This window comes from Caldanaerobius polysaccharolyticus DSM 13641 (assembly GCF_000427425.1).
GTDB lineage: Bacteria > Bacillota > Thermoanaerobacteria > Thermoanaerobacterales > Caldanaerobiaceae > Caldanaerobius > Caldanaerobius polysaccharolyticus.
On the sequence record NZ_KE386495.1, the window covers coordinates 1,164,007 to 1,181,995 of the forward strand.

Genomic DNA, 17,989 nt, shown 5'->3' on the forward strand with positions numbered 1-17,989 from the left:
GTTTGTTCAAAACGATTTCACATTTGGGTGATGGAGATGAAAATTTACACAAGAACAGGTGATGATGGCACAACATCAATCAGGGGCAATGTCAGATTGTCCAAGGATAGCGGGACAATAGAGCTGTTAGGTTCCATGGATGAAGCCAGTTGTGCCCTAGGGATAGCCAAGTTATACGCTCCTGATAGAGTTGCAGACATTATACAAGACGTTCAAAAGGAAATACAGAATATATGTTCAGGTGTAGCTGGTTTCGATACAAAGCCTCTTTGGGAAAAAATCCAGTATATAGAAGATATTATAGATCGGTTTCAGTCTGAGATACCTTTACAAAATGGTTTTATAATTCCTGGCAAGACATTAGGGTCAGCTTATATGGATTTTGCCAGGGCAGTGGTCAGAAGGGCAGAGAGAAAAGCTGTGGCAGCAAAGGCAGACGGAGTGCAGCCTGAAATGTTAAAATATTTAAACAGATTGTCTGATTTGCTTTACGTGTTAGCTCGGTACATTGATTGCGTTTACGGTGGAAAAAGCGCCCATGAATATAATAAAGAAGGGGGAAGAGAGATTTTTTTGAATCTTGAGATTGCGTTGAAACTCATAATGATTTCACAGGCTTTGGCAAAGGAAATGGGTATTCCTATTGTATCAGCGGTAGCCGACGAGGCGGGAAATCTGTTGGCATTACAGCGCATGGATGGCGCGTTAGTGGCTAGCATTGGGATTGCGATTGACAAAGCTTATACGGCCTCTACTCTTAGAATGCCCACAGATGAAATCGGCAATTTGGCTCAACCAGATGGTCCGCTTTACGGCATTAACACCACTAATAACCAGAGGATTGTCACTTTTGCAGGAGGTTATCCGCTGAAGTACAACGGTACAGTTGTAGGCGGTATAGGTATTAGCGGTGGGACTTCCCAGCAGGATTTGCAGATAGCGAAGGCTGTGGCTTTATCTTATGAAGAGTTGATAAAAGTCGGCGATAGAAAATAAAGGATAAAATAAAGGATGTCGCAGACAGTCGGCATCCTTTATTTTTTTAACTTGAAAGGCACAACGCTGATAACTACGTCGTATTTCAGGTGAAAATAGGTACGCAAGTACAGGCCGGTTTGATTGTGCAAAAGCCTGTGCCATAGTTTTTTTGGCTCAAACTCAGGAATTAGCACAGTTATAAAATCATGGGGACCAATGTGATTTCGCATATGAGCTATATAGTTTGCTAATGGTCTTAGAATGGTGCGGAATGGAGAATATATTATTTTTAACTCTATTCCTGTATTCCATTGTTCCCATTTTTTTCGTATTTCCTCTATATCCTCTTTGTTGATGCTTATATAGAGTACCGTGATGTCTGAAGAAATCATCCTGGCGTATGCCAAAGTTTTTTCTACCATGCGGTTAACACCAGAAATGGGCATTATAACATAATTCTTTCCCAAAGGGATGTCTTTTGCTTTGCCGTAATGTTCTTTTGGAAGCCTTAGTTGTTCTCGTATATCGCTGTAGTGTCTGTAGATTTTTCTATATACGATTATCAACAACGGTATAAAGAGGACCACCAGCCATGCACCGTAAATAAATTTGGTAATGCCTATGATAACTACTATTATAGCCGTTGTTACCGCTCCAATGGCGTTGACGACTGCCCTTATGTGCCAGTTGGTACCTTTTTCGCGTTTCCAATGTATAACCATTCCAGACTGAGAAATAGTGAATGAGATAAAAACACCTAAAGCGTACAATGCAATAAGGTGTTCGGTGTTTCCTCTAAAAGCGTATATAAACAGAGCAGATACAACGCTCAACAAAACAATACCGCCAGAGTACGCTAAGCGCTCTCCGCGAGCTGCGAGGTATCTAGGCATGTAATTGTCTTTGGCCAGCAGTGCCAGCAAGGGGGGCAAACCATTAAAAGACGTATTAGCTGCCAGATAGAGGATTAACATCGTAGCTATCTGTATATAATAGTACATCCATCCACGCCCAAAAATCATGGAGGCCAGCTGAGAGAGCATGGTCTGGCCAGACTGCGGAAGCAAATGATAGTGTACTGTTAAAAACGAAATACCGCCGAACATAAAACCGAGGATAAGAGCCATCAAAAATGTAGTTTTTCTAGCGTTTTCTACTTCGGGAGGTCTGAACATAGTTACACCATTGGATATGGCCTCTACTCCTGTCATTGAGCTACAACCGCTGGCAAAAGCCCTCAGTATGACAAATAATGCACCGGCATCAAAAGAAAATCTAAGAGATTCTGGCGGTATGATAGGTTGATGCCCTGTTAATGCAAGAATTACTCCTGTTATTATGAGTATGATTATACCTGCTACGAACCCGTACGTAGGAAAAACAAATACTGTAGATGATTCGCGGATGCCGCGCAGGTTAATGAGCATAAGCACCCCGAATAGCACGAATAAATCAATCAACAGATGATATGGCTTTAAAAAAGGGAATGCCGATGTTATAGCGTCTGTCCCTGAGGATATGCTAACTGCCACAGTCAGAGTGTAGTCAATAAACAGGGAGGCAGCTGCAATCAGCGCCATTGTTTCATTTAAATTGTTTTTTGCTACCGAGTAAGAACCGCCGCCGCCCGGATTAGCTCTTACCACTTGCGAGTAAGAGATACTCACGATAGCTAGCAATATTAAGATAGCCAAGGATATAGGCAATGCAAAGCCGTATAATGTAAGCCCTGCATATGTCAATATTACTATGATCTGCTCGGGTCCGTATGCCACTGATGATAGGGCATCTGATGAAAAAATTGCAAGAGCTTTCCACACGGGTATTTTTTCTTTTGACAGCTTTTTGTTTGGTAAAGGCTCCCCGATCAAGATGTTTTTTATAACTCTAAACATATTTTCCTTCCCCTTTTTAATTTTAAAGCTTCTGTAAACTTTTATAACATATCAACTATGCATAGAAGATAGTATAATATCCCTTTAAAATTGTGTCAAGACTGACTTTGCACTGCCTTGTTATTTTAATTTTGCTCGACAGAGCACAATATTATAAGGGCTTTTATACTTTATGCTTAGATGATATAATAAAATGAAGGCAAAATTCTCAGAAATCAAGTAATATATGGTGGGAGGCTATATATGGAAAACACTTTGGATATGGAGAAGATTAAAGATAGCATTAACCGCGTAAGAGATATAAATGAAGAGTATCATCGAAAAACAGGGATTAGGAAGAAGTATGTCACATACACCTTTGGTTGCCAAATGAATCAACACGATTCAGAGGTACTAAGGGGTATGTTGGAGGATATGGGATATGAAGAGACAGAAAATGTAGATGACGCTGACGTCATCCTTTTTAACACGTGCGCTGTGAGAGAACACGCCGAGGTGAGGGCGTTTAGCAGGGTATCTCAACTGAAAGAGCTGAAACGTCGCAAACCTGATGTAATTGTGGGGATGTGCGGCTGTGTAGTTCAGGAAAAAGGCGCAGTTAACGCGATAAAAGAGAATTTTCCGTTTATTGACCTGGTTTTTGGAACCCATAATATCCATGAATTCCCATACCTTTTGCTGCAAGCCATACAGTCCGATGATCCTGTAATACAAGTATGGGATGAAAATGGACAAATAGTAGAAAATCTTCCGGTAAAACGCATCGATAGGGTAAGAGCTTTCGTAAATGTGACCTATGGATGCAATAACTTTTGCACCTATTGTATAGTACCGTATGTAAGAGGCAGGGAACGAAGCAGGAGACCCGCGGATATAATTAGGGAGGTAAAAGAGCTGGCTGATCAGGGAATAAAAGAGGTAAATCTTTTGGGACAAAATGTAAATTCTTATGGAAGAGGCCTTGAAGAAAAAGTGACTTTTGCGGATTTGCTGAGGATGGTCAACGAGGTAGAAGGTATTGAGAGGATAAGGTTCACCACATCCCATCCCAAAGACTTGACAGATGACTTAATATACGCCATGAGGGATTGCGAAAAGGTCTGTGAGCACCTTCATCTGCCTTTTCAGGCAGGTAGCAACCGTATTTTAAAGGCTATGAACAGGATGTATACCAGGGAAAGGTATTTAGAAGGCGTTATGCTGCAAATAAGGCGCTGTACGCAGCTGTTTTAGAGGCGTACAAGCAGTATATCACCACAGGCACCTATCCAGTGGTGATATTGAACGTAGAGGTAGAGCCAGAGATGATAGATGTCAATGTCCATCCTAATAAATTAGAAATAAAATTCAGCGATGAACACGCTGTATACAGTGCTGTGTACAATGCTTTAACCAAGGCGTTAAACCCCACTCCCACTTTTACCGGTAATGTCGGCTTTAATACAAGAAGTGGAATTTTCCCTATTGCGATAGCTGAGGCGAATGTGGATGGTAAGGTGAACAATAGCGCTAGTGAATACGAAAGCCACAGTATAGACATGATTTTTGACAGTGTAGAGATCTGTAATGATTATGACATTAAATATTTAGGACAGTACATGTCTACTTATTTGCTGGCCGTAAAAGATGGTGAATTGTACATTATAGACCAACACGCTGCCCACGAAAGGATATTGTACGAGAAGTATGTTAGAGAGTTTAAAAGCGGTAACATAAAGACTCAAAGGCTTTTGATTCCTACTATTTTGGAGTTAAAGGATGACGAAAAAAGTACGGTAATGGAGAATTTGGATTTATTTAATACATTAGGTTATGAAATAGAAGACTTTGGAGAAAAAACAATAGCTATAAGGTCTGTACCTATATTTTTTGATCAACCCAAGGCACGTCTGTTTGTTGAGGAGTGTATAGCTTATTTATCGGATAAAAGTAATAGGACGTCTGTAGAAGAGATGCTTTTTAAAAAGGCGTGTAAAGCGGCTGTAAAAGCTAAAGACACGTTAACAGAGGAGGAAGCTATAGAGCTTATAAAATCACTGTTTAGCTGTGAAAATCCCTATAATTGTCCTCATGGACGGCCGACCATTATAAAGTTTACAAAATACGATCTTGAAAAGATGTTTAAGAGGGTCGTATAGGAGGTAGCACATGATTCCACTTATAGTAATAGTAGGGCCGACAGCGGTGGGAAAAACAGAGGTATCGATTGATTTAGCTTTAAAAATTAACGGCGAAATAGTATCTGCGGATTCTATGCAGGTTTATAAGTACATGGATATAGGAACAGCTAAACCTTCTCTTCAGGAGCGAAAAAGAGTTCCTCATTTTATGATTGATGTAGTAACGCCGGATCAAGAGTTTAGCGTGGCTGTGTATAAAAAGATGGCTACAAAGATAATAGAGGAAATATATAAAAGAAACCACATGCCCATTGTGGTAGGAGGTACAGGGCTGTACGTCAATTCTATTGTAAACGTCATGGATTTTTCGTCAACCGCAGATTGGAAACTGCGCCAGCAACTTAAAGAACAGGCGAAGATGTATGGAAACGAGTACTTGTACGAGAAGTTAAAGAAAGTAGATCCCATAACTTACAAGAGAATTCATCCCAATGATATAAGGAGGATAATAAGGGCGTTAGAAGTATATAAACTTACAGGTAAGCCTATATCTTATTACCAGGAAATCACTCAAAACAGGCCTAATCCCGAATACAATGCCCTTATGATAGGTTTAACAATGGACAGACAAAAGTTATACAAGAGAATAGAGGAAAGAGTGGATAAAATGATAAAAGACGGTCTCATAGAGGAAATAAAATGGCTTTGCGATAACGGCTATAAAAACAATATGATAGCGATGCAAGGGCTGGGATATAAGGAGATTATAAGATATTTGGAGGGACAATGTACACTGGAAGAGGCGATAGAGATATTGAAGAGGGATACCCGCAGATATGCCAAAAGGCAACTTACGTGGTTTAGAAAGGATAAGAGGATTCACTGGTTTTATGTGGATCAATTCTCTTGTAAAGAAGAAATAACGAAAAATATTTTAGAATTAGTTGCAGAAAAATACAATTTGAGATAGAATATATGATATACGCAAATATTATGGTTATAAAAAGGAATTGGGGGTTTGCTAAATGAATAATATAAAACAGGCTATAAATTTACAGGATGTATTTCTAAATCAGGTAAGGAAAGAACACATACCGGTAACTATCTATCTCATAAGTGGTTATCAATTGAGGGGAACTGTAAAGGGATTTGATAATTTCACTATTATACTGGAGAATGACGCGAAACAGCAGCAATTGATATATAAGCACGCGATTTCTACGATATCTCCTTCCAAAAACGTCGTGTTTTCCAGTAGTGAAAAAGCTGAGAAGAGTGAGTGAAATGCCTTACAGGCGAATAGGAATAGTCGGTTGTGGCAATATGGGTATTGCCATGTTATCGGCGTTTGTGGAATCAAAGAAGGTTTCTAATGAGCATATTTCGGTATACGATATATCTGAAGAAAAATTAACAAAAGTAAAAGATGAATACAGAGTAAATGTTGCAGCAAGTATTCGCAAATTGGTTAAGTCTTCTGATATATTGATCATAGCGGTGAAGCCTGACGCTATTGATGTGGTATTAGATGAAATAGCAGATGAGTTTGATAAAAACAAAATTTTGATTTCAATAGTAGCGGGGAGAAGTATAAAGTACATAAAGGGATTTGTCAAAGACGATGCCAAAATAGTGCGCTTAATGCCCAATACACCTGCGCTGATCGGAGAAGGTGTTATTGCGATGACCACAAGTGGTCCGATCAGCGATGAAGAGCTGGAATACGTCAGCGATTTGTTAAACACATTGGGCCTAGTTGTAAAAGTGGATGAAAAGTATATGGATGCTATTACGGGTATAAGCGGGAGCAGCCCTGCATACGTATTTATGTTTATAGAAGCCTTGGCGGATGCGGGTGTTTACGCAGGGTTGCCAAGGGATATGTCGTATAAAATAGCTGCTCAAGCTGTCATGGGCTCAGCAGCATTGATTTTAAAGACAGGCAAGCATCCTGGGGTATTAAAAGATATGGTGTGTTCTCCGGCAGGTACTACTATTGAAGCAGTAAGGCAACTGGAGATGAAAGGTTTTAGGTCAGCTGTAATTGAAGCTGTTATATCCTGTGTAGAAAAATCCAAGTCATTGTAGTAAAAGGTGATGGCACTTGAAGCGAGTTACGATATACACGGACGGTGCATGTAGTGGCAACCCAGGCCCTGGCGCTTGGGCTGCCATATTGATTTACAACGGATACAAAAAGGAGATCATGGGACGTGAAGATTTTACTACAAATAACAGAATGGAGCTAAAAGCAGCTATTGAAGCGTTAAAATCGCTAAAAGAATCCTGTTACGTGACGATATACAGCGATAGCAGTTACCTTGTAAATGCCTTTAATAATAAGTGGATAGATAATTGGCAAAAGAAAAACTGGATGAAATCAAATAAGCAACCTGTTGAAAATAAAGACTTGTGGATAGAGCTTTTGAGCTTGTGCTCAAAGCATAGCGTTAAATGGGTTAAAGTAAAAGGCCATGCGGACAATGAATATAACAATAGGTGTGATGAACTAGCGACCAATGCGATAAGAAAATTGAAATAACATCTTGAAAAATGTCGTATTTCATATTATAATTAATAATGTGTTTTATGAAGTTATACGCTAATGTAGCTCAGTTGGTAGAGCAGCTGATTCGTAATCAGCAGGTCAAGGGTTCGAGTCCCTTCATTAGCTCATGCATTTCAAGCGGGTTCGAGCAGCCTTCCCATTTTATTGATTGGGAAGGCTGCTTATTTTCGCTGCAAAATCGCTGCAATTTCACTCAAAAACGAATGAAAAACAAGATTTTGCAGCGAAAAATTGCAGCGGCTTTAAGCTGATTTGTTGTTGCGCTTTTCCCAGGGCGGCAGATTCAGGAGTGCCTCCTGCGGAATACGAATTCGCCGCGGGCCAACCCTGACCGCTTTTAAGTGTCCTTGGTAAATTAAATCGTATACCGAACGTGATGGAATACCTAATATGTCCGCCACTTGCTCTATCTTGTAGTATACTGGTTTTTCCATAACAACAACCCTCCTAAACGCTTCAAGGCTTTATTCTCTTGCTTCTTCTTTTTCCATGTCCTCCTGAATAGCTTTAACTATCTTTTTCTCCAAATCACCGTCCGGGAGGCTCTCTACAGCATCTTGATAGAGCGACATAAGCGCTATTACAAGAGCAACAACCAAGGCACTTTCAGGGACGTGCTTTTGCTCAGCAAGCTCAAGGAGAGCCATGCAAAAGTCACGTGACTTGTCAGACAAGTCATTTTTTGCTACAAACTTAAATGCCTCAGGAACGAATGGTGAAGAGACAAATACATCCCACAAACTTACATCCATTGCTTGTCACCTCCTTTCTAATTCTTCCTTTAATTCAAGGAACACAGCAAGTGCATGCTCGACGTTCTCCGCTAACCCTACAACCCACTCAAATGTCGACCCTGGCCTCGGCTGTAATGTTAAACTGTCTTGCTCTCTTATAAACTCTTCTATCTGCACAGCCTTTCTCAAGGCTGCATCCTCGTCAAATTCCCTGGCAATCTTCTTTGACAACTCTACAATACCATTTTTAAGTATAATTGCCATAACCTGTAGTATCTCCTCAACCTTATAACCTTCGGTTGATAGTTTAGACAAATCGCCCGTTAGCTCTACAGCCAACCGGGCTAGACGGTTCCTATCCATCTTAGCTCCTCCCTTCATCTTGGCAGATGTAACACTTGTCAGCTGGGTAGGCGACAACGCAACTGTTGTCCATCTCCGCGTAAACAATCTGCCTGTTACTGTCGTAGCCTATGTATTTGCCTACGCCGTCAGGCGTAAGCACATACCCAGCCGTTGGGTCGTACTCAAATCCCATAAGATTTTTCATGAGCTACTCATCCTCCTTAACCGGCTCGTACGTCTGATGAAAGATGTCGTTCTTGCAGAAGTATTGCTCTCCTTTGATTCCAGTAATAAGCCAATCACCCGGATTTCCTCTCATTATGCCTCCTGGAGTCTTCACAGTCATTGGTCGAGTAATTTGTATAGCTTCTACGATGATTGGTTTCTTGCGGAATTTTGGCATACTTCACACCTCCTTTCATTGGCTTTGCAAAGCGTCAGCAACTTCCCACCAAACCACATCGTCTAGGGCATCTGTAATCAGCTCGGTGAGGAATGTATCCCCATCTGAATGCTGGTGGAGATAATCTTTCACAAACTCTCGCAGTTCTGGAATACCACCTTCTTTGACACTTTGGAGCGCCTGCTTGTACAGGCCCTCATCATTCGTCAGACAAGTAAACACGTCCCAGGTAAACTTATTACTCCAGCCGTTATACGTCATCGCCTTCGCCTACCTCCTTAAAATCTAAAAGTTTTTGAAAAGCCCTATCCTGCACGGACGGCTTTCGGCCGGTGAACTCCTCAAAGCAGTCCGCGCAGACTGGCCACCTGTCAAAACCTGGTATGATATACAAGTCGTTGCATGGCTGCAAACAAAGCGGGCACTCGTCGTCATACCAGTCATAGTCGTAATAAGCAGGGATATACTCAAACTTCTCGGCTGGCGGGTTCGCAAGAATCTGCACGACTCTTTCAATAGTATCCTCCAGCTCATTCATACAAAGATACTCAACCCGAGTATGGGCCTCGTAGAAGCCCACACTCAAATTGACCCCGCCTATGCCCCATTCAGGGCATAGGATGGATATATCGCTAAAACTACCGAAGGCCTTCCGAAAACCAAAGCCGGTAATGTACTTCTCCATCTCCGGGTTGTCGCAATCGTAAAAGACTGCATCGGTAGACCCTTTGCGGTCCAGCTCAATTATTAAATTGACTGTCGGAGGGTCCAGCACTTCAACAGCTTCCCATGCGCCTCCACCACCGGTCTCTTCCTCATCAGTGAAAAGCACATATGGCCGCAGCTTTCTGTTTAGTAGCTGTAATATGGCATACACACCGGCTCTATCATCAGCGCCCAAGCCGTCAGGAGACCAGTAAACCCTGGCGGCCGGGTCGTAGTAAATTTTCCTTGGTGGCTTTTTGTGGACGGTATCCAAATGCGCTACCAACATCACGGGAATATCGCCGGGCGCATACAAGAAGCTGCTATCATGTGTAATGCGTTTGTAGTCCTGCATACGCAGTTCAGAAGGCAATAAACTATCTAGCAGTTGCTCGGCGGTTGCTTTCACTAACGTTGTAAACCTAATCATGCTGGCCACACCTCCTCATGTACGACTTCCTTTGCACAGGCTGAGCAGTAGTGGCTATGGCCGATTACGACTGCCTTATCTCGCTCTATCGGCTCTCCGCAATTAGCGCACTCCACGAAGTATTCATAAAAGCAGTCATCGCAATATGCATATCCGTATGGCCCGGTGATTGCATCATCCCACCATATTACTTCTTCGCAGCAATAGCAAGTGACAAATCTGTCTTCCCAGCAGTCACGGCAATACAGATTGCCATCCGCACCTTCGAGCGCGTCTTCCTGCCAAATCGTTTCTCCACAGTGATAGCACGTTATGAACCGGTCTTCCCAGCATTCCTCACAGTAGTATTCACCATCGGCGCCGCAATAACTATCTTCCGCCCAAATTACCTCGTCGCAATGGTAGCAGCGTATAAATCTTTCATCCCAGCAGCGCTCGCAGTAATAGTTATCGTCGGCGCCAACGTAAAGTTCGTCTTCGTTGTACATTTCACCGCACGCGTAGCACTCCCAAAGTCCGGTGCATGATGAACAGGCAAGCGCTTCGGTGTTGTCCATCTCCGCGCCGCACACCGGGCACGGCGGCGTCTTGCTGATATAAAGCGTTGCCACCTGCACTCCGTCAGCCTTCAGTTTTATCAGACTCGAGGTGGGGTCAATGTATGGTAAACCGCTATCGTTAATAATGCTAACGACAGGGTTACGTGATACCGTCCAGTTAGGCTCGACGCCCCATTTATGAGCCAGGGCATGAGCCACCAGACGACGAGCAACCGCAGAGAATTGCTCTCGCTCACACGGATACTGCTTTTGGAAGAAGGCCGTACCGTGCTCAACATCTATAAAAACCCATTGCCGCCACAACTTGCGCGGCAGCTCGTGACCCATGTAGTCATGCGTATGCTGATACGCATACGCTATAGCCGTGTACCCATCCATCATATATGCCATGTTACCGGCCCTGTAGCAGTCGTCCAGCGCATGGCAGCTCCTCCAACCGGTCGTGGACTCGCTAGCCAGCAGGAAGTCCAGCGGGTCCAACGATACTACTACCGTAACCTTTTGGTTTCGCAGCTCACCCAGCAGTACAGAGAACTGCTGTACAAGCCATTCGATTAGGTTGCCTATGGTCTCATCATCAAGACCGGCCTTCTCAGCTTCCGGCCTGAAGTAGGCTTGCAGGAAGGCCCTAAACACCTTGCCAAGTTTCATACCCTTCTGCGGTTTCGGGTCGAGTTTGTCGCCTCTGAAAGGGTAAAAATCTACATAACCCCCACTATCTAACCATCGTCCTTTCATTAGCTCCTCCGCGGTTAGTGCTACAGTAAACGCATCACAAGACCAATACACCAGTTGCAGTATATCATCGCCGAACATAAACTGTTCGCGACACCTGTCACGGGTTTTAATAGCCCATTGAAGTTCCATATTGCCTATCATCTCGGTGTCCAGTGTATCACTGCCTTCTATGGTAGCCTCCAATGTGAGACTATCGCCGAATAGCTCATGTATAAGTTGCTGTTTTGCCTTTGTCCACCTATCCTCAAACCAGCTTTTTTTGAGTTGGCACAAGGCCGGTAACCTTTCCCCAAATATCCCAAAACACATCCCACCGTGGCTCTTTAATCATAATGACCCCCTCCAGTTTTCTCAGACAAAAATTTAGTCCTCAGCCGGTGAAATCCAACCGAGGACTAAACCAAAATCATCCATACCGTAACGGATCTTTTTGCCTTTTATCGCTGCCATGTTTACCGTATGGCCGGGACCTATAACATCCGGGAACATCTCTGCCAGCGCCCGGACTGTTGGGCCATTCTCGCAGGGTATCCTTTTTACGTTGCCCTTCTCATCCTTAACAACAAGGGTAGCCAGCCCTGACAGCCAGCTGCCTTCAAAGTCCATAATGGTAACTTTGTCCATACCAGCACCCCTCCAAATATTTTATTGAGCTATAGCCGATACATCTCAAATGATACAAATTTATTTAGTTTAGTTGTTTCTTCTGACGTTCATTATCATGTCTTCAATCAGTGACACCATGACGGTGAAGCAAATACTTTCAAGTATCTTGGTGTCACCATGGGCGGATACACCAATGCCCTTATCAGTTGAATATCCAATTATAAATTCATTGGCATCAATTTCATTTATCACTTCATCGCCATTTTTAACAACTATCCTCATCATCTACCCTCCTCTTTATGATACAAATAAACCGCTAGCGATACGCTGGCGCTAGCGGTTACAAAATTGAAGCCATTCTTCATATTGCAGGCTGATTCGACATATCATAAATACCGACCAAATCCCGGAAATGTTAAAAGGTCAAACCGTATACCATTTACGGCATCGGCTTGACCCCTTAACCATACCAGTAACTTGTAGCCTCGTACAAGGGCCTTTACTTCAAGGTCACAGTAGCGCTCTGCAATAAACGCTACCGCATCCAATAGTTCCTTGGATGACCTTTCCATCTCTGTTAAAGCATATGTAACATCTATAATCAGCTTGTCTTCTATAACTTCATAATCTTTAAGCGCTAACATTCTAAAACCCCCCTCCAGCCATAAAAATTAAACCGCCGCTGATTGTGTATCATCGGCGGCGGTCACAAAGTCAAGGCCGTGGCCGATTTCGACGGCCACGGCCTCTTGCCTAAGCGCTTTGCACAGGCGCTTAGCTAATTCATAAACCGGTGAGACATCCGCCGTCTCATCGGTGTAAGCGTAGGCGATAGTGACGTGCTCTGTCACTATATCGCCGTTTTCAGAGAGCCAAGCCCCTTGGCCTTCTATGGTAGTAGCGCCACCATAGATTTCAGCCAAGGTCCTCAATGCCGTTTTCAACCAGAATTGCCTAGTAGAGGCAGGAATTTCATCCTGTCCACATTTTGACGGTATGTATACAGCAAGCCTTTTAGTCAACATTTCAGAACCCCCTTCTTTCAACTAATCTTTTAAGCTCGCGCTGAGCATAGCGCGAGCATGTATTTACATAATACCAATGGGCCTTTACATAGTTACGGCTCACGGTAGCTTTTACTACGCGTGAGCCGAGAGGCATTGCCTCATTCCGGTATTGATTTTTCAATTCTTTATAGTTTATTAACATTCTAAAACCCCCTCTTTATTTGTTTGTAACATTTTAGCGGTTTCATTCATGAAAACCGCTATAAACTCATCGATAGTCTTAGCCAACATTTTATTTAAAGTGTTGGCCTTATAGGTTTTCTCATTGTCCACGTCGAATATAAACAAACTTGTATTGTAATCGTAAACTTTATACTCGTTTGTAACGTCCATATACTCGATGAAGAATTTTCTAGCACCGATTTTTTGTTTTGGCTCTGCTATGTCAATATTGAATCTTATAACGTCAACACGATAGAACTTTTTGCGTAGAGCCTTGATAGCGTCCATAACACTATCCCTTGTAGGGAACGGCTGGACGCTATCTCTCCATTGATACCATGTTATCTCACTAGTAGTATGGTCACTACCAGTCAAACTACCTTCTATCCTCACTTCAAACTTTACACAGCTTGCTAAACTTAGCATCATAAAAATCCCTCCATTAATTTTTATTTTGGTATGTACTCTAGCGCTATTCTAGCGCTGGTCAAGGTTTATATGTTAAGTTGATATCTAAACCGCGTCCATTACTGCATATGCTGCTGCGTTGTAGATAGCAGCACCATTAACTTTAAGCATGTATGGTATGTATAGTAGCGCTGCTATCGTAGACGCGCTGCGTTGCCGCGCGCGTCCGGCCTTATCCATCTATGGCCGGTCTCTAGAAGCTGGTAAAGTCTGCCAAACTTTACCATAGCTTGCTAGGCCGTCCATCCACACATGGACATAGTCACTACCAGTTTTTGGTATGGCGTTTACCAGTTTGGCAGTAACTGGCAAACACGTTTTACCAGTTACTGGTAGGACATCTCGCGGACTGGTAAAGGTATACAAATTGTACACTCCCTACCAGCCACCATATTTACCAGTTTTCACCAGTGGTAGTTGGCCAAAACTGGTAATGATTGTCAAGGTTCAAGGTTCACGTTGTGGACGCGTAACCACAGTAACCGCGTGCTTGCAATTACCAGCCGCTACCACACAGCTAATAACTGCAAGTAGTAGCGCGTAACCGTAGTAACCGTCCACGCAGTAAAGTAAAGAGCTAGTGAATAATTTTTACAGGTACAGGGTTACGTACATAAGCACAAATATTACGACGATAGCGGCTGTTAAGCGCAGCCTTGTATGCCTTCAATGCTGCATCGCGTGCTGCCTTGTATGATGGATAGGATTTTTGCAAGTACTGACGCTTACCATGCAGTATATAGCAAGCGACAAAGTCATTTTTACCAATTTGTGCTATCTCAATTCTTGCCTTCATCCTTCATCCTCCATCCTTCAACTTCTACTGTAAGTATACATCTTCATTTATGCATATTCAAACTTCATTTCGCGTTATTTTTCAGGGTTTTTATGCGTTTTTCTCACTCATGCTCTTTATTTCGCGTGATTGCTCAGTTTTTCATATTTTTGAAGAATTTTTGCGTTTGTTGCGTTTGCGTGCTTATGCGTGTTTGCACGTGGCAAGCAAGAGTATTCACAAAGTTCTGTAAGTTGGCAATAGTGCGACGACAGACTCTTTTGTCAAAAAAGCATTGGTCCACATGGTCCATGTCGACGCGCGCTATGCTATTTATTGCTTCGCAAGCATCCCTATCCCAGGGGGGTTGGGGATGGGTTGGTTGGCGTCCTTTGGTTTGGGCATCCCGTCCCGCAGGTGGCGGCGGACGGGCGAGAGAGGAGGCTTCTCCGTGCATATCTCCGCTATTTTTGAAAAATCCGTCAGAAACTATTGACGTAGTGCAAATGAAGGTGTATAATTGGAGTCGGAAGATGAGGTGTTGTTTGAAGTAGTGCCAATAGCAATTTTTGCAAAAAATAGTATGCACCTGTAAATTTCCAAGTGCATACAGGTGCATTACTGGTGCATTACTGGTGCATGGCTCAAACCCAGTCGTAGAGCGGATTTCAAAGAATTTTGCACCAGTGCACCAGTAAAATAGAAAGAGGTGCAGAAAATTTTTTAGAAAGTGCACAGGAGCACAAGAGGACGGGGAAGAACCGTCCCTTTTTTGTGCTATATAAATATAATAATTTTTATTTTTATATATAATAAGTCCCATATGTACTGGTGCACTGGTGCATTGGGGTATCAAAACCCGTGTAAATACTGAATTTTGTCGATGCACCGGAAATGCACCTGTAAATTCCTTACAGGTGCAGAAGTACACGAAAGCCCCATTACAAGTGGATTTTAGTATGCACCTGTAATTTTATGGAAGCATTGTACCGATAGGGGGTATGCTTGTTGACTACGGTCAAAATCCTAGAGGTAACCGGTTGGGAAGCGGCTCTTGATGCTGCAAGGGTAACCCGCCGCAAGCCTTTGCTCAACAAAATGCCGTCGAGAGAATGGAAGCTGAAAATGCTCAGGGCGGAGCATTCTCCGATTAGATTGGTAACCGTTCGCTGGGTGTGGGAGGGGCTTCCGTACTGGGTAAGTGTGCATTTCGTGCGCCACAAAGTGGGTATCGAGCATTTTGTGAGTACGCAGAGGGAAGACATCACGCACGTGCCCAGGAACACCCGCCTGCAAACGGAGCTTGTAAATCATATGTGCGTTGCAAATGCACAGGCAATTATCAACATCTCACGCAGGCGGTTGTGTAAGAAGGCATCCCCGGAGACGAGGCAGGCATGGCAGATGTTCGTTGATGCACTTGCGAAGGTCGATCCCGAACTTGCAAGTGTTTGCGTTCCGAACTGCGTTTACCGAGGCAGGTGCTATGAGCTTGAGCCGTGCGGAAGGAGGATAGAGCAAAATGGCTAACGCCATTGGATGGGTGCTGCTGTTGTTGTCGCTTTACACGTGCGCTCGTGTTAGCGGCGGAGATGGTCTGGACGATTGTTCTGGTAGGTGGTTATTTGATTGGAAAGTCGAGAAGGGAGGAGTAGACTGATGTCCGACATTTTCAGGAAGCTCAGTAAATACCGTTATGAAGGCACTCTCGAGGGCTTGGAGGAGTGCCTACCGAAGTTCCACAGCACCTCCATCGTGCTCTACAATGGTAGACCTCACAGCGGGGGTGGTGGAAACCACAGCAGACGCAAACATGAAAGGAAAAAGGTACGTCGAATTGACATAAGGATTTATTTCTAGTCTTCAACTATTGACATGAATACTTGCAAATGTTATAATGACGATAGAATATTCAAACATGCATACTGACTACTACGTAGAGTATATGCATACCGGCGTCCCTCCTTATACTGATAGAAGCGACTCGCTTTTCGAGTCGCTTCTATTTTTACCGGTTAAAACTTGTTTGAAAGGTGATTACATGGCAAGGTACGGTAAGAGCTACACAATTGAAGATTTAAAACCGCCCAAAGAGGGGTGGGATGCGGTTGAACGCCGTATGCGAGAGGGAATCATGTACAGAATAGATGGGTCGAACTACACGTTCCTGGTTAACAGGAAGGGATTTAAGCGCCACCTGGTAATGCCCATCGCCAGGTATATGGAAGATGACAATGCCTCATACGCGAGGTACAAAGACATATACCAGTTCGCACAGGAGAACGGTGTTCCGCCGGAGTTTTTGATAGACGAGTCATATTACACGACGAGGTGCGGAATGGCACCGTACAGGCTGGTTTTTCAGGCTTTGAGAAATGGAATGGATATATGGGATTTATATGTTGAAATACTCAAGGCGGGAAGGCCGTTGCGCCCGTCAACGCTTATCGAATTTCTGAAGGCGAGGAGGAACACCGTCTCGTATATCGGGGTTGATACGGTAATCGATATATGCAGGATTGCGGGGCTTGACCCTGCGGATTTGTTTGCGCCGAGGTTCAGGCGCAATAAAACGGATAGAACGGTTTTCGGGCTGCTGAAAGAGGCAATCAGCACGATGGATGACGCGGATATAACAGCTTTAGCCGGTATAGCACTTGTAATGGCACGTAACGAAGATGACTCGGAGATAATGGAAATCCTGAAATGGCGGTCGGAGGTAAAGAATAGCTCTGCTGATGTAGGGGAGTAGCTCACGGTCTCCAAAACCGCGTGTTGCGGGTTCGACTCCTGTCTCCCCCTGTTGGACGCACTATGGAGGTGAACATCGTGGAGGATATTTCGCTGAGAAAGTCACCGGAGGATATAACGGCCAGAAAGTTGGTGGAAAGGCTGTATGCGGAAAGGGAGAATTTCGATATAGCTGAGGTTTTTCTATCGGCGGTGGATATTGAAGAGGTTTTGCGATTAGGTGTACGACGGACGGAGTTGGCTGTTCTAACGCATATGCCGGGCGTGGTTGAGTCGCTTGCGGATAAGGCAAAGGCTGGCGATGTGAGAGCGGCGAGAACGCTGCTTGAGGTGTTAGGCATGATAGGCGGTGCGAGAGGGCAGAACATAATGGCCACTCAGATAAACATCACGCCACAGGAAGTTGCTGAGTTAGAAGAGGATTTGAGAAACTATGGTAAGAGACTTGATAACTAATGCTGTACAGTGGGCACTGGAAGACTTTGAGTATTTTGCGAAGCGCTGTGTGAGGATACGGGATAAACACGGTAGGTCGGTGTCGTTCGTGCTTAACAGTACGCAGCGCAAACTTTTAGAGAAGGTTGAGGCAAAGCGTAAAGCCGGAAAGCCCGTACTTGTGGTTATCCTGAAGGCCAGGCAGATGGGTGTTTCGACGTTTGTGGAGACGTATCTCCTGTGGCGTC

26 protein-coding genes and 1 tRNA gene are annotated in these 17,989 nt (G+C 43.7%); 12 read left to right on the forward strand and 15 right to left on the reverse strand.

The window, feature by feature from the left end:
• Nucleotides 1-36 precede the first annotated feature (36 nt).
• Complete coding sequence (locus CALPO_RS0112360) at nt 37-996, forward strand: cob(I)yrinic acid a,c-diamide adenosyltransferase (RefSeq protein ID WP_026487607.1); 960 nt, start codon at nt 37-39, stop codon at nt 994-996.
• A gap of 38 nt (nt 997-1,034) precedes the next feature.
• Here the strand turns inward: CALPO_RS0112360 and CALPO_RS0112365 are convergent, their stop codons facing one another.
• Complete coding sequence (locus CALPO_RS0112365; protein WP_026487608.1) at nt 1,035-2,873, reverse strand: APC family permease; 1,839 nt, start codon at nt 2,871-2,873, stop codon at nt 1,035-1,037.
• A gap of 243 nt (nt 2,874-3,116) precedes the next feature.
• Between CALPO_RS0112365 and miaB the strand changes: the two genes are divergently transcribed.
• The 7 genes from miaB (at nt 3,117) to CALPO_RS0112400 (ending at nt 7,667) form a co-directional block, all read left to right on the forward strand.
• The gene (gene miaB, locus CALPO_RS13960; protein WP_051585991.1) at nt 3,117-4,106 is read left to right on the forward strand and encodes a tRNA (N6-isopentenyl adenosine(37)-C2)-methylthiotransferase MiaB; all 990 of its coding nucleotides are present in this window, start codon (nt 3,117-3,119) and stop codon (nt 4,104-4,106) included.
• 17 nt (nt 4,107-4,123) lie between these two features.
• Complete coding sequence (locus CALPO_RS13965) at nt 4,124-5,011, forward strand: DNA mismatch repair MutL family protein (RefSeq protein WP_245589973.1); 888 nt, start codon at nt 4,124-4,126, stop codon at nt 5,009-5,011.
• A gap of 10 nt (nt 5,012-5,021) precedes the next feature.
• Complete coding sequence (gene miaA, locus CALPO_RS0112380) at nt 5,022-5,963, forward strand: tRNA (adenosine(37)-N6)-dimethylallyltransferase MiaA (RefSeq protein ID WP_026487610.1); 942 nt, start codon at nt 5,022-5,024, stop codon at nt 5,961-5,963.
• 55 nt (nt 5,964-6,018) lie between these two features.
• Nucleotides 6,019-6,276 carry an RNA chaperone Hfq gene (hfq, locus tag CALPO_RS0112385; RefSeq protein ID WP_026487611.1) on the forward strand — a complete coding sequence of 86 codons (258 nt, stop codon included), beginning with the start codon at nt 6,019-6,021 and terminating at the stop codon, nt 6,274-6,276.
• Nucleotide 6,277: 1 nt separating this feature from the next.
• Nucleotides 6,278-7,081: a pyrroline-5-carboxylate reductase gene (gene proC / locus CALPO_RS0112390; protein WP_035172626.1), complete on the forward strand. Its 804-nt coding sequence runs from the start codon at nt 6,278-6,280 to the stop codon at nt 7,079-7,081.
• A 16-nt stretch (nt 7,082-7,097) separates the two neighbouring features.
• Nucleotides 7,098-7,535 (forward strand): ribonuclease HI, encoded by a 438-nt coding sequence (gene rnhA, locus CALPO_RS0112395; RefSeq protein ID WP_026487613.1) that lies wholly within the window; start codon nt 7,098-7,100, stop codon nt 7,533-7,535.
• Nucleotides 7,536-7,594: 59 nt separating this feature from the next.
• Nucleotides 7,595-7,667 (forward strand) — tRNA-Thr (locus CALPO_RS0112400).
• Between the two features lie 137 nt (nt 7,668-7,804).
• On the opposite strand, the gene CALPO_RS13970 is transcribed toward CALPO_RS0112400, so the two are convergent.
• From CALPO_RS13970 to CALPO_RS0112485, 14 genes are all read right to left on the reverse strand, one after another.
• Nucleotides 7,805-7,996: a helix-turn-helix domain-containing protein gene (locus CALPO_RS13970; RefSeq protein WP_035172628.1), complete on the reverse strand. Its 192-nt coding sequence runs from the start codon at nt 7,994-7,996 to the stop codon at nt 7,805-7,807.
• A 30-nt stretch (nt 7,997-8,026) separates the two neighbouring features.
• On the reverse strand, nt 8,027-8,314 hold the full coding sequence (locus tag CALPO_RS0112410; RefSeq protein ID WP_026487614.1) for a hypothetical protein: 288 nt from the start codon (nt 8,312-8,314) through the stop codon (nt 8,027-8,029).
• A gap of 6 nt (nt 8,315-8,320) precedes the next feature.
• A complete protein-coding gene (locus CALPO_RS0112415) occupies nt 8,321-8,659 on the reverse strand; it encodes a hypothetical protein (RefSeq protein WP_026487615.1) in 339 nt (112 codons plus the stop codon).
• Between the two features lies 1 nt (nt 8,660).
• The gene (locus tag CALPO_RS0112420; protein WP_026487616.1) at nt 8,661-8,846 is read right to left on the reverse strand and encodes a hypothetical protein; all 186 of its coding nucleotides are present in this window, start codon (nt 8,844-8,846) and stop codon (nt 8,661-8,663) included.
• Between the two features lie 3 nt (nt 8,847-8,849).
• Entirely contained in the window at nt 8,850-9,044 is a 195-nt protein-coding gene (locus tag CALPO_RS0112425; RefSeq protein WP_026487617.1) for a hypothetical protein, read from the reverse strand.
• A gap of 15 nt (nt 9,045-9,059) precedes the next feature.
• On the reverse strand, nt 9,060-9,305 hold the full coding sequence (locus CALPO_RS13975) for a hypothetical protein (protein WP_035172631.1): 246 nt from the start codon (nt 9,303-9,305) through the stop codon (nt 9,060-9,062).
• Nucleotides 9,295-10,179: a zinc-binding metallopeptidase family protein gene (locus CALPO_RS13980; protein WP_051585992.1), complete on the reverse strand. Its 885-nt coding sequence runs from the start codon at nt 10,177-10,179 to the stop codon at nt 9,295-9,297. The genes CALPO_RS13975 and CALPO_RS13980 overlap by 11 nt, the downstream gene beginning before the upstream one ends.
• Nucleotides 10,176-11,786 carry a hypothetical protein gene (locus CALPO_RS0112440; RefSeq protein WP_026487618.1) on the reverse strand — a complete coding sequence of 537 codons (1,611 nt, stop codon included), beginning with the start codon at nt 11,784-11,786 and terminating at the stop codon, nt 10,176-10,178. Before CALPO_RS0112440 ends, CALPO_RS13980 begins: the two co-directional genes overlap by 4 nt.
• 54 nt (nt 11,787-11,840) lie before the next feature.
• Nucleotides 11,841-12,101: a hypothetical protein gene (locus CALPO_RS0112445; RefSeq protein ID WP_026487619.1), complete on the reverse strand. Its 261-nt coding sequence runs from the start codon at nt 12,099-12,101 to the stop codon at nt 11,841-11,843.
• A 69-nt stretch (nt 12,102-12,170) separates the two neighbouring features.
• Complete coding sequence (locus tag CALPO_RS0112450; RefSeq protein WP_026487620.1) at nt 12,171-12,365, reverse strand: hypothetical protein; 195 nt, start codon at nt 12,363-12,365, stop codon at nt 12,171-12,173.
• A 104-nt stretch (nt 12,366-12,469) separates the two neighbouring features.
• Entirely contained in the window at nt 12,470-12,727 is a 258-nt protein-coding gene (locus tag CALPO_RS0112455) for a hypothetical protein (protein ID WP_026487621.1), read from the reverse strand.
• Between the two features lie 27 nt (nt 12,728-12,754).
• The gene (locus tag CALPO_RS0112460; protein ID WP_026487622.1) at nt 12,755-13,108 is read right to left on the reverse strand and encodes a hypothetical protein; all 354 of its coding nucleotides are present in this window, start codon (nt 13,106-13,108) and stop codon (nt 12,755-12,757) included.
• A gap of 177 nt (nt 13,109-13,285) precedes the next feature.
• A complete protein-coding gene (locus tag CALPO_RS0112470) occupies nt 13,286-13,741 on the reverse strand; it encodes a hypothetical protein (RefSeq protein ID WP_026487624.1) in 456 nt (151 codons plus the stop codon).
• 616 nt (nt 13,742-14,357) lie between these two features.
• The gene (locus tag CALPO_RS0112485; RefSeq protein ID WP_026487626.1) at nt 14,358-14,576 is read right to left on the reverse strand and encodes a hypothetical protein; all 219 of its coding nucleotides are present in this window, start codon (nt 14,574-14,576) and stop codon (nt 14,358-14,360) included.
• A 987-nt stretch (nt 14,577-15,563) separates the two neighbouring features.
• Between CALPO_RS0112485 and CALPO_RS0112495 the strand changes: the two genes are divergently transcribed.
• From CALPO_RS0112495 to CALPO_RS14300, 4 genes are all read left to right on the forward strand, one after another.
• On the forward strand, nt 15,564-16,085 hold the full coding sequence (locus CALPO_RS0112495; RefSeq protein ID WP_245589956.1) for a thymidylate synthase ThyX: 522 nt from the start codon (nt 15,564-15,566) through the stop codon (nt 16,083-16,085).
• Entirely contained in the window at nt 16,078-16,215 is a 138-nt protein-coding gene (locus CALPO_RS14730; RefSeq protein WP_156940195.1) for a hypothetical protein, read from the forward strand. The genes CALPO_RS0112495 and CALPO_RS14730 overlap by 8 nt, the downstream gene beginning before the upstream one ends.
• A gap of 285 nt (nt 16,216-16,500) precedes the next feature.
• Nucleotides 16,501-17,307 carry a hypothetical protein gene (locus CALPO_RS0112510; RefSeq protein WP_156940196.1) on the forward strand — a complete coding sequence of 269 codons (807 nt, stop codon included), beginning with the start codon at nt 16,501-16,503 and terminating at the stop codon, nt 17,305-17,307.
• A 77-nt stretch (nt 17,308-17,384) separates the two neighbouring features.
• On the forward strand, nt 17,385-17,762 hold the full coding sequence (locus tag CALPO_RS14300; protein WP_026487631.1) for a hypothetical protein: 378 nt from the start codon (nt 17,385-17,387) through the stop codon (nt 17,760-17,762).
• Nucleotides 17,763-17,989 lie beyond the last annotated feature (227 nt).

Excerpts from the sequence above, each read along its gene's own strand:
- proC (WP_035172626.1), top strand. The coding sequence starts at position 6,278 with ATGCCTTACAGGCGAATAGGAATAGTCGGTTGTGGCAATATGGGTATT.
- CALPO_RS13980 (WP_051585992.1), bottom strand. The coding sequence starts at position 10,179 with ATGATTAGGTTTACAACGTTAGTGAAAGCAACCGCCGAGCAACTGCTA.
- CALPO_RS0112510 (WP_156940196.1), top strand. The coding sequence starts at position 16,501 with ATGCATACCGGCGTCCCTCCTTATACTGATAGAAGCGACTCGCTTTTC.
- CALPO_RS0112460 (WP_026487622.1), bottom strand. The coding sequence starts at position 13,108 with ATGTTGACTAAAAGGCTTGCTGTATACATACCGTCAAAATGTGGACAG.
- CALPO_RS13975 (WP_035172631.1), bottom strand. The coding sequence starts at position 9,305 with ATGACGTATAACGGCTGGAGTAATAAGTTTACCTGGGACGTGTTTACT.
- hfq (WP_026487611.1), top strand. The coding sequence starts at position 6,019 with ATGAATAATATAAAACAGGCTATAAATTTACAGGATGTATTTCTAAAT.
- CALPO_RS0112410 (WP_026487614.1), bottom strand. The coding sequence starts at position 8,314 with ATGGATGTAAGTTTGTGGGATGTATTTGTCTCTTCACCATTCGTTCCT.
- CALPO_RS0112450 (WP_026487620.1), bottom strand. The coding sequence starts at position 12,365 with ATGAGGATAGTTGTTAAAAATGGCGATGAAGTGATAAATGAAATTGAT.
- CALPO_RS0112440 (WP_026487618.1), bottom strand. The coding sequence starts at position 11,786 with ATGTGTTTTGGGATATTTGGGGAAAGGTTACCGGCCTTGTGCCAACTC.
- CALPO_RS0112455 (WP_026487621.1), bottom strand. The coding sequence starts at position 12,727 with ATGTTAGCGCTTAAAGATTATGAAGTTATAGAAGACAAGCTGATTATA.
- CALPO_RS0112420 (WP_026487616.1), bottom strand. The coding sequence starts at position 8,846 with ATGAAAAATCTTATGGGATTTGAGTACGACCCAACGGCTGGGTATGTG.
- CALPO_RS0112360 (WP_026487607.1), top strand. The coding sequence starts at position 37 with ATGAAAATTTACACAAGAACAGGTGATGATGGCACAACATCAATCAGG.
- CALPO_RS0112415 (WP_026487615.1), bottom strand. The coding sequence starts at position 8,659 with ATGGATAGGAACCGTCTAGCCCGGTTGGCTGTAGAGCTAACGGGCGAT.
- CALPO_RS0112485 (WP_026487626.1), bottom strand. The coding sequence starts at position 14,576 with ATGAAGGCAAGAATTGAGATAGCACAAATTGGTAAAAATGACTTTGTC.
- CALPO_RS14730 (WP_156940195.1), top strand. The coding sequence starts at position 16,078 with ATGGCTAACGCCATTGGATGGGTGCTGCTGTTGTTGTCGCTTTACACG.
- miaA (WP_026487610.1), top strand. The coding sequence starts at position 5,022 with ATGATTCCACTTATAGTAATAGTAGGGCCGACAGCGGTGGGAAAAACA.
- CALPO_RS0112470 (WP_026487624.1), bottom strand. The coding sequence starts at position 13,741 with ATGATGCTAAGTTTAGCAAGCTGTGTAAAGTTTGAAGTGAGGATAGAA.
- miaB (WP_051585991.1), top strand. The coding sequence starts at position 3,117 with ATGGAAAACACTTTGGATATGGAGAAGATTAAAGATAGCATTAACCGC.
- CALPO_RS0112365 (WP_026487608.1), bottom strand. The coding sequence starts at position 2,873 with ATGTTTAGAGTTATAAAAAACATCTTGATCGGGGAGCCTTTACCAAAC.
- CALPO_RS13970 (WP_035172628.1), bottom strand. The coding sequence starts at position 7,996 with ATGGAAAAACCAGTATACTACAAGATAGAGCAAGTGGCGGACATATTA.
- CALPO_RS0112445 (WP_026487619.1), bottom strand. The coding sequence starts at position 12,101 with ATGGACAAAGTTACCATTATGGACTTTGAAGGCAGCTGGCTGTCAGGG.
- CALPO_RS0112425 (WP_026487617.1), bottom strand. The coding sequence starts at position 9,044 with ATGCCAAAATTCCGCAAGAAACCAATCATCGTAGAAGCTATACAAATT.